This window comes from Okeania sp. SIO3B5 (assembly GCF_010692555.1).
Classification (GTDB): Bacteria; Cyanobacteriota; Cyanobacteriia; order Cyanobacteriales; family Microcoleaceae; genus Okeania.
Window position 1 is genome coordinate 1 of sequence record NZ_JAAHHG010000280.1, and the last position, 13,092, is coordinate 13,092.

At 36.6% G+C, this 13,092-nt stretch carries 13 protein-coding genes and 5 pseudogenes; 7 read left to right on the forward strand and 11 right to left on the reverse strand.

Features of this window, described 5'->3' with window-relative positions; all coding sequences use genetic code 11:
• Nucleotides 1-321: IS200/IS605 family accessory protein TnpB-related protein (locus F6K54_RS28150; RefSeq protein WP_293085072.1), on the forward strand; the 321-nt coding region annotated here is incomplete at its 5' end.
• 198 nt (nt 322-519) lie between these two features.
• Here F6K54_RS28150 and F6K54_RS28155 read toward each other — a convergent pair.
• The 5 genes and pseudogenes from F6K54_RS28155 to F6K54_RS28175 form a co-directional block, all read right to left on the reverse strand.
• Nucleotides 520-1,107, reverse strand: a pseudogene (locus tag F6K54_RS28155) (hydroxylamine reductase); the annotation flags it as partial.
• A 61-nt stretch (nt 1,108-1,168) separates the two neighbouring features.
• Complete coding sequence (locus F6K54_RS28160) at nt 1,169-1,399, reverse strand: zinc ribbon domain-containing protein (RefSeq protein ID WP_366558254.1); 231 nt, start codon at nt 1,397-1,399, stop codon at nt 1,169-1,171.
• Between the two features lie 131 nt (nt 1,400-1,530).
• On the reverse strand, nt 1,531-1,857 hold the full coding sequence (locus F6K54_RS28165; protein ID WP_293085075.1) for a hypothetical protein: 327 nt from the start codon (nt 1,855-1,857) through the stop codon (nt 1,531-1,533).
• Between the two features lie 16 nt (nt 1,858-1,873).
• A complete protein-coding gene (locus F6K54_RS28170) occupies nt 1,874-2,137 on the reverse strand; it encodes a hypothetical protein (RefSeq protein WP_293085078.1) in 264 nt (87 codons plus the stop codon).
• 261 nt (nt 2,138-2,398) lie between these two features.
• A complete protein-coding gene (locus F6K54_RS28175; protein WP_293085081.1) occupies nt 2,399-2,860 on the reverse strand; it encodes a hydrogenase maturation protease in 462 nt (153 codons plus the stop codon).
• A gap of 394 nt (nt 2,861-3,254) precedes the next feature.
• Here F6K54_RS28175 and F6K54_RS28180 point away from each other — a divergent pair, with 394 nt between their 5' ends.
• The 4 genes from F6K54_RS28180 to F6K54_RS28195 all read left to right on the forward strand — a co-directional run bounded on the left by F6K54_RS28180 (nt 3,255) and on the right by F6K54_RS28195 (nt 6,773).
• On the forward strand, nt 3,255-4,118 hold the full coding sequence (locus tag F6K54_RS28180) for an ArsA-related P-loop ATPase (RefSeq protein ID WP_293085084.1): 864 nt from the start codon (nt 3,255-3,257) through the stop codon (nt 4,116-4,118).
• Between the two features lie 76 nt (nt 4,119-4,194).
• Complete coding sequence (locus tag F6K54_RS28185) at nt 4,195-5,361, forward strand: GTPase (protein ID WP_293085087.1); 1,167 nt, start codon at nt 4,195-4,197, stop codon at nt 5,359-5,361.
• Nucleotides 5,362-5,572: 211 nt separating this feature from the next.
• A complete protein-coding gene (locus F6K54_RS28190; RefSeq protein ID WP_293085090.1) occupies nt 5,573-5,821 on the forward strand; it encodes a hypothetical protein in 249 nt (82 codons plus the stop codon).
• 184 nt (nt 5,822-6,005) lie between these two features.
• Entirely contained in the window at nt 6,006-6,773 is a 768-nt protein-coding gene (locus F6K54_RS28195; protein WP_293085093.1) for a matrixin family metalloprotease, read from the forward strand.
• Between the two features lie 28 nt (nt 6,774-6,801).
• Here the strand turns inward: F6K54_RS28195 and F6K54_RS28200 are convergent.
• Nucleotides 6,802-7,140, reverse strand: a pseudogene (locus F6K54_RS28200) (lectin-like protein); the annotation flags it as partial.
• 141 nt (nt 7,141-7,281) lie between these two features.
• Between F6K54_RS28200 and F6K54_RS28205 the strand changes: the two are divergent.
• Nucleotides 7,282-8,455, forward strand: a pseudogene (locus F6K54_RS28205) (RNA-guided endonuclease InsQ/TnpB family protein).
• Here the strand turns inward: F6K54_RS28205 and F6K54_RS43880 are convergent.
• The 3 genes from F6K54_RS43880 to F6K54_RS28220 all read right to left on the reverse strand — a co-directional run bounded on the left by F6K54_RS43880 (nt 8,378) and on the right by F6K54_RS28220 (nt 11,182).
• Nucleotides 8,378-8,770: a type IV pilin protein gene (locus F6K54_RS43880; protein ID WP_375342010.1), complete on the reverse strand. Its 393-nt coding sequence runs from the start codon at nt 8,768-8,770 to the stop codon at nt 8,378-8,380. The pseudogene F6K54_RS28205 and the gene F6K54_RS43880 overlap by 78 nt on opposite strands.
• Before the next feature lie 192 nt (nt 8,771-8,962).
• Nucleotides 8,963-10,795 (reverse strand): GUN4 domain-containing protein, encoded by a 1,833-nt coding sequence (locus F6K54_RS28215; RefSeq protein ID WP_293085099.1) that lies wholly within the window; start codon nt 10,793-10,795, stop codon nt 8,963-8,965.
• A 156-nt stretch (nt 10,796-10,951) separates the two neighbouring features.
• On the reverse strand, nt 10,952-11,182 hold the full coding sequence (locus F6K54_RS28220) for a hypothetical protein (protein ID WP_293085102.1): 231 nt from the start codon (nt 11,180-11,182) through the stop codon (nt 10,952-10,954).
• Between the two features lie 568 nt (nt 11,183-11,750).
• On the opposite strand from F6K54_RS28220, the pseudogene F6K54_RS28225 reads away from it, so the two are divergent.
• A pseudogene (locus F6K54_RS28225) lies at nt 11,751-11,927 on the forward strand (DJ-1/PfpI family protein); the annotation flags it as partial.
• 127 nt (nt 11,928-12,054) lie between these two features.
• Here F6K54_RS28225 and F6K54_RS28230 read toward each other — a convergent pair.
• Together F6K54_RS28230 and F6K54_RS28235 are read right to left on the reverse strand one after the other, a co-directional pair.
• A pseudogene (locus F6K54_RS28230) lies at nt 12,055-12,321 on the reverse strand (RNA-guided endonuclease InsQ/TnpB family protein); the annotation flags it as partial.
• Between the two features lie 102 nt (nt 12,322-12,423).
• Nucleotides 12,424-13,092, reverse strand: a 669-nt coding sequence (locus F6K54_RS28235) for a transposase (RefSeq protein ID WP_293085105.1), incomplete at its 5' end; no start/stop codon positions are given.

The following is a 13,092-nucleotide window of genomic DNA, read 5'->3' on the forward strand; positions in this document are numbered from 1 at the left end:
TTATCGACAAAAAGAAATTTAAAGATTGATGATTATTTGCATAAGACTAGCAGATATATTATTAATCGTCTGATAGAGAACCAGATAGGAATTTTAGTAATAGGAAATAATCCTAACTGGAAACAAGACATAAATCTAGGCAAAAAAAACAATCAAAATTTTGTTCAAATTCCTTTTTTTAAGTTAATTGAACAACTAAAATACAAAGCCAAATTAGTAGGAATCAAAGTAATAATTAATGAAGAAAGTTATACTTCAAAAGCTAGTTTTTTAGACTGGGACGACTTACCAGTATATGAAAAAGGTGTGAAACATAGATAAGCGTGGTAAACGAGTGAAAAGAGGACTTTATAAAGCTTCAAATGGTATCAAATACAATGAAATGCGTCAATGGAAGTTTAAACACCGATACGAAAAGCAGTCCCAAACGCTTTTAGCAATGGGATAGAGGGTGTTGTAGTTCATCCGGTTAAGGTAACACTTAATTAAAACTAAGTCAAGGAATATTTTTCTATAGATTTAGTAACTATGACCTGCATCTAAAAGTTCCATTGTTTTGAGATTAATTTCTCCCACTTTCAATGCTAGGTTTACCCAGTCATCAAGGGTAAGGTCTGGGTTATCCAAGGCAACTAATGCTTCGGCGATGAAGTCATAAATTTTTTCATCTTCTTCTCCCAACTCCTGAGCATGGAAATTTTAAGAGGCAACACCTTTAATACCGTAAATAACGGTGAGTTTTAGGGAGAATATATCAACGTTACTGCCAGACTGAGTAATAAATTTCAGGGAAGCATTTTCACCTTGGAGAGATAAGCTTTCTGTATAGTCTGGTTGGTAGTTAGATAAAGCAGACCATTGAATAGATGTATTAGTTTCTTGGATTTTTGTTTTCAGGTTTTCCCGGTGAGCGATCGCCTGCTTGATATATTCAACAAAACTTTTTTTGTTAAAGTTAACATTTGTCATTGTGGCAAATATTGACTCACAGATGAAAACGTCTATTTCTCTAGTGGGAATGTTTAATTCTTTTGCTCGGAGTCTGACTTCTGCCAACCCACGCAAGCAGTAAACCAATAAATCTTGTATAGCACTAAGTTCTGGACTTTTACCACAAGCTGCTTCATAAAACCGATATAAAACGTCATAATTAGTGACACTTTAATGTTTACTTCCTGCTTCCACCGGAACTGTCGGCAGCACTCCGTCCACAGGCATCAACGACCGAGCCGACCGCATTTCTTAAATTAATTGAGGCATTCAAGTCTCTCTCAATTGATAGACCGCATTCTGGGCAGTCATAAGTTCTGATGTTTAAAGGCATATCCTTTACATGACCACAACTAAAGCAAGGGGTAAATATTTTTTGTTTGTTCCCTATCTTGCCCTCCACCTTCACCTACTAGGAAACTGCTGCATATAAAAAATCAAGCTCGTATGGATGTGTATTAATAGTAAAAAAATCAGAATAAATCATCAATTTCAACTATTAATATTCCCCAAAAACGAACTTGATTTATTATTTTAAACTCAAACTTTTGCTGCTTGAGACATTTGTGAATTACGCTCAAAGCTCATCATATTAGCAATAGATTCTGGTAATTCCTGCAAATCATCTGTATCTTGAGAACCACTTAAAGGAGAGACAAAAGTATAACAAGGGTCACATTCACCCGTATCATAAACCTGAAGAATCCAATAATCAGGATATCCTTCTATTGCTACTTCCACAATATACCAATTAGGCTCTTGTTTCGTATTTCTAATAGTAAACCACTCTTGTTCTGCCTGGGAAATTTCCCAATCATTCCCCAAAAAATCAATGGCTAATTTTTCTGCTTCTGTCTGAGAAAACATAACATTAATTATCTACTTATTGGGCAGGTGCTGCAGCAGTTTCAGGGTCAGGATATAATCCTAATTGTTTAGCTAATTCACGAGCAAGATGGAATAAAAACTTAGCGCCATCTTGATTGCCATGATGAATTTGTGCTTGACCAACTTGCATTAAAACTGACACAAAACCAGCATCAACTAATTCAATATTTTCATCTAAAACATCAGGTTCTTTTCCATTAGGACATTGCACTAATTTATCAATTAATTCATAATATTGTTCTGTTCTTTGTTCGTCCATGATAATTTCCTTGTATTAAGGTAAGCATTCAGCCGTCAGCTATTAGCTATCAGCCATTAATTTTGGGGAAGGTAGAAGCAACCTTTGAAGTTGAGAAAGAATAAAAAGGTAGAAATACAAACCTATAACTCCTAGATTCACAACTTCCAGCCATTGATAACTAAGTAGATAGGCAAAAATATTTGTATATTTACTACTCAGTTATATTTTCTGTTCCCTGTTCCCTCATGCCAAAATTTTAAATTGATTTTGCACAGATACTTAATCAATTAAAGTTGATATAAGTTCTTGAAAAACCTTCTCAGCAGAACGCTGAACTACAGAAGAAAGTTCTAGACCAAAATCCAAATTTTCAGCTTCTATTAAATAGACAATTACATCTTCAGGAAAATCCTCCCGAAAGATTTTTCGACCCACCGCCAGAGCATTATCCCAACGAAAATCATGCAAACTATAACTAGGTTCTGGCAATGCTTCCAACTCCGAACTAGGCACCTTAAATATTGCACCTGGTTCAGAATCTGTAGCACTAGCATCCAGAATAATTAATTGCTGAGTTCCCCGTGCCTGAAACATCACTTCCATTCCCGCAGTACCGCAGTCATAAACTCGGACATTCGGATGAGGATGTTCAGTCAAATATTGCTGTAGGCGTTGAGCAATAATTACTCCTACCCCATCATCACTACGGTTAAGATTACCGCAACCGATAATTGTCAACATTATTTATTTGTTAAGTGGGGTATTAGATGTGCCCAAAAGTAGATTTTATCTAGCTTATTAACTTCACGTCCTCAACACTAACCCATTTTTTCAACCGTTTTTGTAACCTAGTAACATATATTTGAAGTCATAAGTCAGAAGTCAGAAGTCAGAAGTCAATTTATTACCGTGACTGAAGCAGGAGAATTTAAGAATATTCGCGATCGCGCCGTTCGCTTATTAGACATCTCAAAAAATCAAATCAATTATCCCACTCTGATTCATCAATTCTTTTTCCCTGGTCCCTGGTCCCTACTTCCCTCTTTTCTGGAGATATCTCATAGGAGTAGGGGTGCGTTACGCTTCGCTAACAGCACCCTACTCACTCTTTAACATATCAGTAGTAGTAGGGTGTGTGAATCGAGTAGTAGTAGATATGGCTCCCAGCGGTCATACTCTCAACTTATTCCGACTAATGGATTTTTTGGATACCCTACTCAACTCCCTAGAACTTTTTCAACAGAAATATCGTTACATTAAAGAAAGTTTCGCGGTAAAGTATACACCAGATGAAGCCGATGAAACATTACAAAATCTTAAGGACGAATTAGCAGCAGGTCGTCATTTATTACAAGAGTCACCTAATACCGCTTGTTTAGTTATGGCACTACCCGAACCTATGAGTTTTCAGGAGACCAGGAGATTTTTAGATTCTTTGGAAAATCTGAAAATTCCTTACGGTGCTATTTTTGTGAATCAAATTGTTATAGATAAGGATAGTCGTGGCGATCGCTACCTGGAACAAGGAAAGTTAATTACTCAGTTTATGGAACTGGCAGGAGAAAAACCAGTATATTTGATACCCCAACAAAAATCTGAACCTTTAGGTATAACTGCCCTAGAAAATCTGATCGACCAAATTTATCCAGCAGAAACTCAACTACCCTCAACTTCTGAGACATTAGATATCAAATGGCCGGAAAAATTTCTTCCTAGTTTTACCGACTTTATTGAAGAGGGTAGACGTTTATTAATTATTGGCGGAAAAGGAGGCGTAGGGAAAACTACTATAGCTGCTGGCATTGGTTGGGAAATGGCACAACGACATCCTGACAGTCAAATTAGAACTGTTTCTATCGATCCTGCCCATTCTTTAGGCTCTAATAGCGTTGTTCCTAGGGATAAATTTCCAGGAGCAGAAGTTGTTTGTATGCCAATGTTACCTCGTTCAATTGAACCTATGGAACAAATTAAAGGAGCAGCTAATTATTTATTTTGATTTGTTGATTGTTTGTGGTAGGTACATTGTCAATTTGGTTATAATTAAACTGTCAAGTATTAGATTTTGATTAATTATGAACTTTGAAGAAGAAAAATTACAAAGAGAAATTCAAAAAGCCAGACAATTAATTGGTAAAAGCAAATGCAATATTTTAATAACTGGCATAACTGGTGTAGGAAAAAGTACATTAATTAACGCAGTTTTTAAAGATAAATTGGCTAAAACAGGGGTAGGTGAACCAGTAACTAAAGATATTAAACCTTATGAAATTCCTGCCAATAATTTTAGAATTTATGATACTCCTGGCATTGAAAGAAAAGATATCAAAAAAATCAAGCAAAAGGTTTTTAAAAAGATTAAAGAGCAACGAAAACGGAAGCTAGAAGAACATATTCATTGTATATGGTACTGCATAAATGAAGGGACTGGTAGACTTGAAGAAGAAGAAAAAAAGTGGATTGAAGAACTAATAGAAAAAGAAATAAAAATGATTATTGTTTTAACTAAACAAGCATATAACGACGAATTCTTTCATTACTTGAAGAAACAAAAATTACCAAAAATTATTAGAGTAGGAACTGAACCGATGCAAGTTGTTGAGAAAATTAGCCAACAAGTACATACTCCTAAGTTAGATACTCCTGGGTTAGAGTCTTTAGTTAAAACAACTACTGAGCTAATCCCAGAGATAGCTAGACAATCATTTATAAACGCTTTATTAGATATTGATTTGAAGAAAAAGGTTGCCTATATATCGCTTTTTCTCTACGCGGGAAGTGGATTTGTAATTGCTGGTTTTATACCAATTCCATTGTTAGGCAAAAAATTGAGTGATGTTGCAGTTCAAACATTAATGCTTGTACACTTTTTATATTTATTTGAATTGGAGCTAAAAAATGAGCAAATTCCTGAGTTGCTTTTCGTAGGAACCGATCTGACTTTAATTACTTTATCTATGGATGAGGTTTTAGAAAAAATAGCAGAATATACTTTTGAAGATATTGCCCAAGAAATAATAGCTGGGGGTTCAATATCACTATCCATGCTAGTAATTGGTTTTGCTTATATTGAAGTTCTGACAGAGTACAAAAAAGCTCAATTAAAAGGAGTGGAAATTTCCTTTTCTCAACTCAAAGAAATGCTTAGTCAGAAAATTGAGGAGTATAAAGCATTAGACTTTCAAACATGGATAGAAATCCTGAACGGTGGAGGTCAAAGCTTAGTGCCACAGGAAATCTAGAAATGCTTGATGTGTTACTACTAGGGTTTAAACTAACTTGCCAAAAAGAGTTTTCCCTAGTGGTGTCTCGGTGGGAAAATAGAGTTTACTTTTAGCATGAGCTACTTTCAATTTTAATTCTAAAAACCAGAAAATTAAAACATGGAAGTTCAGATGATTAATTCATAAATCATAAATCCTAACTACCAAATACTCAACTAAAAATTATATTATGCACCGTTCAGCCAAACGTGGAAAAATTCCACCAAAACTTAGCAGTATGCCGCATCAACGTTCGGAAGCAACTACATATTTAACAGTATATAAAAATGTTGTCGAAAAAGAACGCTTACAAAAAGAACTGCAAAATTTAGAAAGGCGATGTAATCAAATAAAAGAACGTCTTGCTGTTCTGGATGAAGAAACAAATAAAGAGCTAAAAAGTCAATCTCAGCAACCAATTAAATCTAAGCAAGTATAAATATTTTGGCTGCGGGACTCGCAGTGTCAGTCTGTGGAGCGACTGTAAGACCTTCTGGGAGTAAATCTCCGAGGGCAAGTGCTAAGAAGCAGAAAGCCTCTAACAGTGATGTTAGGGAATCCCGCGCTGTCTCGCGTATAGCAGCATCGGGAGGATGTCAATCATAACCTATCACCTTCTTAAAATGTTTGTTAACAGAATAGTATCGGTTTATTTGCGCTTATTTTTTCTTGGCTTTGCTGTTTGGATGCTAGCTTTCTCTTTTTTGATTTCAAATCCTAATGTAGAGGTTAATGCTCAAGATTTACCTACTCTAAAAACTCACCCCTTACCAGCAACTTTGGCAAAATGGGAAGACACCAGTAATAGCGGTGATTATTTAGATCGCATTGAAGTTCAGGATGTAGGTTATTTAATTTGGTCGCAGTTTCCCATTAAAGTTTATGTCGAATCTTCTCAAAACACTGAGAAATCAGAAAATAACCTATTTTCTAGTTCAGTTAAATCAACTCCTGACTCCTTGCAACAGGTATCTCGCTCTCGTGAATGGGCTAATATTGTAATAGATGCTATCTGGGAATGGAATACTTATTTACCCTTGCAAATAGTAGACAACCCAGAAATTGCCGATATCAAAATTTTTAACAAACGACCTCCTTTAACCCCCGGAAAATTAAGAGCGCGTTCTGCGGAGACTAGCTATCAGCTACATCAAGATGAGAACGGAACTTTATCTCAGAGTTTTGTGATTTTGTTGAGTCCAATGCAAGTAGGTAAATATCTCCCTGCTGCTGCTCGTCACGAATTCGGTCATGCTTTAGGTATTTGGGGCCATAGTCCTGAAAAAACTGATGTTATGTATTATTCTCAGGTGGCAGAACCTCCTCCTATTTCAGCTAGGGATATTAATACTCTGAAACGGATTTATTTGCAAACAACTAGATTGAGGTAGAAGTTTCCTTTAGTACAAGTCCTGGTCGTCAATCACCATACTCAACGTAATAACCTACTACTTGATAGTCTTCATTCTTAATTCCAGAGGTGTCATTGGTTATGTCATTCCAAGCGTCCTTTTGAAAATATCCTAGATGAGCGTAGTCTTCTTGACCTTTGAAATCATTCGGTTGGTTAGTGGCAAAATTGTTGTAACCAATTTCTTCACCGTTATCCCAAAATACTGTTCCAGTTTCCGGTCCTGTTACCCACTGCCACACTCCTTCTTCTCCAGCATCAGTTGCACCGATCCATCCACCCCAACTGGTAGTAGTAAAGTTGGAAACTATAAAATCTTGTTCTCCTGGAGAGGTAATAGTTGCTAGATATCCCCGTGAACCTTTATCTCAACGTTGGTTGAAGACCCGCGCTCTCCCGCAGGGGAGCGGAGAGATGGGAAAACCAATCAATGTTGCGGTTTCACACAAAATATGTTAAAATGTTTTTGTTGAACAAATCAGCAGTAGATGGTTGAAAAAGCGTACCAATTTAGATTTTACCCTACTAAGCAACAGGAAAATTTGTTGCGGAGAACATTGGGGTGTGTTCGACTGATCTACAACAAAGCTTTAGCTGCTAGAACTCAAGCTTGGTATGAAAATCAAGAGCGAGTAGGGTATAAGCAAACTTCTGCGATGCTTACCAACTGGAAAAAGCAGAAAGATTTAGATTTTCTCACAGAAGTAAGCAGTGTACCATTGCAGCAAGGTTTAAGACATCTACAAACAGCTTTTACCAACTTCTTTAGTGGACGAGCCAAATATCCTAACTTCAAGAAAAAGCGTAATGGTGGTAGTGCAGAGTTTACAAAGTCTGCATTTAAGTGGAAAGATGGTCAAGTCTATTTAGCTAAATGTGCTGAACCATTACCCATCAGATGGAGTAGGCAACTACCCCAAAACTGTGTACCAAGTACAATTACCGTAAAACTTGACCCCTCCGGGAGATGGTCAGTGTATCTGAGAGTCAATGACCCTAGAGATTTAAAGCTGAACCCAGTAACCAAACAAGTTGGTATTGACGCGCGGAATTACCAGTTTAGTCACTACCAGTGATGGAGAAAAAGTTACTAACCCTAAAAATATAAACAAATTACACAAGAAACTGAGGTTAGCTCAGAAGTCTCTAAAGAGAAAAACTAAGGGCTCTAATAACTATCAAAAAGCTAGGCTTAAAGTAGCTAGGATACACGCAAAAATTAAAGATTCAAGACTAGACTATACCCATAAGCTGACTACTCAACTAATCAAAGAAAATCAAACTGTTGTGGTTGAGGATTTAGCAGTAAAGAATATGGTTAAAAACCATAAGTTAGCCAAAGCAATAAGTGATGCCAACTGGGGAGAGTTAGTCAGACAGTTAGAATACAAGGCTGAATGGTATGGACGGGAATTAATCAAGATTGATCGATACTTTCCCAGTTCTAAGCGTTGTTCTAATTGTGGCTATGTAGTAGAAAAATTACCTCTAAGTGTTAGAGAGTGGGATTGTCCAGAGTGTGGTAGTCACCATGACCGCGATGTTAACGCTTCGATAAATATTTTGGCTGCGGGACTCGCAGTGTCAGTCTGTGGAGCGACTGTAAGACCCGAGGAGAGTAAATCTCGGAAGGCGGGTGCTAAGAAACAGAAAAGCCTCTAACAGCGATGCTAGGGAATCCCGCGCTGTCTCGTAGAGCAGCGTCGGGAGGATGTCAAAAGAGCGAATTTCAGCCAGAACTTTTGCTTTAGTCCAAGTCCATTGACGAGAAACAAACTCATAGCAGTGTTCTGTACCTGAATAACATTTTACTTTTCCTTTCGCTACTTTAACAAAAGATGGTAAGGCAATAGCTGACAATATTGTAATAATTACAACCACTATTAACAATTCAATCAAAGTCACTCCCTGATTGTTTCTTTGTTTGTCTGAGCGCTGTAAAAAAAATCTAGATAAATTCTTGATCATTATCCTCATCTCTAAAATTAAGTAAACAATTTTATTCAATAATGACTTGACAAAGCAAATGACTGTGTAGATGCAAAACTATGGGTAGACTTGGTAAATACTACACTTAATTTACTATTAACATCAACAATCACGTTGGCTTACTCTACAAAAGATTAGACAAACTTTTTTCTGTTGATGGCTGAAAAGCTTGTACTTTAATTAAAGTCCACAACGCTGTGGACTTTGAATCCATTCATTACTCATCCAACGGCACTCTCCTCCAACTGCCGGAAGGTGTCCTTTTTTAGGCGCACTCTTAAACGATAGATAGGAGCAATGATTCCCGTCTGACACACTCACGTTTTGCCATCCTACTTTTTCTGCCAACTTATTCAATAGTTCTGGCTTGTACTCATTTATTTTTCCACCCAAACTCCGATAGATGTCAGCTTGTACAGAAAAACCATACATACCATTACTATGTTTTACCCAAAGTTGGTTTATTTCACGAAGTTCTTCACATGGAAAATCAGTTATTTTTACATAAGTTTCTTTTTCTGTATTACTTACTTTTCGCATGACCCTATAAGTTTCCTGATCAGCTTCTTTCCATTTTTTTTCTTTTAGTAGATTTTCTAAAGTAGAATAGTCTGGATTTATAGGTTTTTGTGTTGTTATATTTGGAGTATTATCTATGTATGGTTCCGAGATTAATAGGTAAGATACTCCTTTAAAAATAGCAATTACCACTACTCCTACTCCAATAATTCCTGCTACAAAACTAGCCCTTAATTTGAAACTATTAGTAGGAGCTTTTCTGAGATTTTCTTTTACCGCCGGAGGTAATTTTTTTGTTTTGCTATTTGACAGAGTATTATTTTTTGATTTAGAAGACTGGTGGATGGTTCGTTTATTTTCATCATTTTGACGCTTAGTTTTAATAACTCCTGACGTGACAAAAGTATCAGATTGCAGTTCCGATGACTGGGAGATGATTCGTTTTTCAATCAGTTCAACATCTTCATCTTTCAACCCTAAAAGTGACTTAAACTTCTGGAGAGTTTTGCGGTTATTTTTTGTCAAAGGATAACTTTCCTTAACTGCTATAATTAAGGCATCTTCATAACGTTTTAACTTGTTTTGAAACAATGAGTAAGGTTGCATTTCCTCAGTTATAATTGCCTCAACTTCCTGATTTGATAATCCCAGACTTCTGCATAACTCTTCCAAAAAAATATGATTGAGTGAACTTATGCTGCCATTATTTTTGCTCAATATTTCTTGCACTTCTCGACGATACTTCAACTTCGGATCATCCTGTGGCGAACGTGCTAAATAAATTCGATAACCCTCCTTCACAGGTGCAAGTTGAGGAGTCATTTCCGAAGATTCTTCTTGTACTTTGGCACTCACATATTGATGTAATTCATCCGCCGAAATTTTGCCATTATTATCAGTATCTGCTGCTCCTGTTTTAATTCCTTCAACTAGATATTTTGTATAGATAGATAATTCCGAATCTTCTGATTCAAAAGAACTTTGAATAGAATTAGAAGACATCAAAATCGCCCTACCTTTACCACCTAATTCAGCTTCAATATCTATATTTTCATCCCCTTTAGAAGTCATTCCTTTAATAAATGCACCGCTATAACAACAGTCAAGAATAACAACAAGACGTTGGGAAAAACTATTATTCATTTGAGCTTGCAGGTAACTAGCAGCAACAGAAGTTGGTGTGACAATTTCCCGTTGACCTTTGCGAGTTTTAGGAGTAGCTAAAAATAGATTACCCTCTCGACTTTTGACTCCATGACCAGAAAAATAAAAAAGTAGAACATCATCCTTATTCCGGTCAGCGAACAATTCATAAATTGCTTCTTCTATCTCTTGACGATGGGAATTTTTCAATACATTAATTTCATCAAAACCTCCCATTTCTGAATTCCCTAAAACTTCCTTAATTGCCTCAACATCTTTCACCGCACTAGGCAAAGCTGGAAATTCTGGGAGGTATTCACTAACTCCAATCAGGAGAGCTATTTTTGCCATTAAAAATTCTCCTCAGCTTTTAAGAAAATTATCTACTTCTGTCAAAACTTTATTCAAATCTTCTAGGCGACTAATTTCTATATCTATCTCTCTACCATTACCTTTAGCCTTAATTTTAATAGTCTTACCATAGAGGTTATTACCTAAATATCTAACTCAAGCTTTGAAGTTTTTAGGATTAATTTCTGCTGTGAGAACTCTTACTAAAAAACCGCCTATACTTTTAGCACCAGGTTGAGCTGTTTCTATTGGCATTAAGTCTGCTTTTTGAAAGCCATCAATTTTTTTAATTTCCGACAAAATATTCTGGGTATCTATTTGAAGTTCTTCCTCTTCTAATTGTGAGTCAAATAGAGTAATTGTTAGTTGAATATTTTCTGCTGACATAACCTCTAATTGTTAGTTTTAAGGATTAAAATTACTAATTAAAAGTAGAAAAAAATAGACTTTTTAGGTAAGCATTCAGCCGTCAGCTATCAGCTATCAGCTATGAGTTATTAACTGATTATCTTGGAAGAAGGAATTAGTAGTCAAGAAGTGAAATATGTTTGCGCAGCATTCCGCAGGAAATGAAATATTTCTGTCAGCTAATCTTAGTCTTTGCTTGATTCTTGAAAAAGCTGATAGCTGAATGCTAATAGCTGAATGCTTACCTTTCTAGGGGAGTTTTATAGAACGTTTCTACAATTTGCTTGACCCCTCTTGAGATGGCCTAAAATATAAAAACTGTTCATCTAGGCCAAGATAAACCACTATCGATATAATTTTTATATTCTAACTCATTAAATCAGAATGATTAATAATACTACAGCAGCTTTTAGTTAGTCGAATAGAATATCCATTCTGACTCCTGAATTCTTCCTTGAGAATATTAGTATTTCACAATTGAGCCATTAAGATTCATAATTATAGAAGCTTTAATTAGTAAAATCAATAATTAAGAAGAGTTAGAAATATGGCAGCAAAAAAAATTCTGATGCTGGTAGGCGACTATGTAGAAGACTATGAAGTAATGGTACCTTTTCAAGCATTACAAATGGTCGGTCACACAGTACACGCAGTTTGCCCTGACAAAACTTCCGGTCAAACTATCAAAACTGCTATTCACGACTTTGAAGGCGACCAGACCTTTGACATCCTCTCCCGTTAAATCAAAGATTATAACGAGGGATTCCCAAACCTCACGATTTAGGGTTACTGCTTGAGTGGCACTTATCTAGACTGTTGCCAGCCCCCGACAGTACGCCTACACAGTCAATTTATGCTACGATCTGCCCGACCGCAGTAATACCTCGATGACAAATCACTTTTGCTGCTGCCACATCCCGGTTGATTTCGTATTGGCATTCAGGACATTTATGGATACGTTCAGACAAATCTTTTTTACCTGTATGCGCTCCACAATTTGGACAAATTTGACTCGTATATCTGTAGTCTACCTTGCCAAAATAAACTCCTCGTTTCCTACATACCCAAGCCAATATATTGAAAAACTGACCGAACCCTGCATCTAAAGTATGTTTACCTATAAAGCGGTCAGCACTTCAGCAATCAGCGGTCAGCTTGGCGCGGAAGGGATGCGCAACCCCTCCTAACATTAAACGACTTGCTTGCCTGTCGGGGATGTTTTACCCAAGCTTGGACACTCTGGAATGCTCTGCTTGCCAGATATCATTACATAAGCACAAATTTTTAGGCTGATAGCTGATAGCTGATAGCTGATAGCTAGTTAACATTCCTTTGGCCCAGGTTCTAAAATCTAGGTCTTCCACAAATATCATTCCTGCTTGGTCACACAAATGATGAGCTAGCTTAAAGTGAAAGTCTTTTCGGATGTCTGAGATTTTTTGATGAAGTCTTGCTATCTTTTGGTTAAGTTTATGTCGATTTGCCGATCCCTTAGATTTTAACTTTAATCTACGTTGCAGTAATTTTAACTCGCTTTGTAGTTGGCTTAAAAACTTTGGACGTTCAATCAATTCACCATCAGAGGTTGCTAAGAATTTATCAAGTCCAATATCAATTCCTAACGGATGTCCTGAAGCAGGGGTATCCGGAACACTGACGGGACTTTGCAAGGATAACATGGCAAAATACCCACTTGCTCGTCTGACAACCCTCACCTGTTTCAGTTTAAATCCTTCTGGTATTGGTCTAGATAATCTCACCCGAACTAATCCAATTTGGGGTAGTTTTATATACTCGTTCGAGATGGGATTATTTTTAAACTGAGGGAATACAAAAGACCGCATTCTGTACTTGTTTTTAAAGCGAGGAAAACCATAACCTTGCTCTTT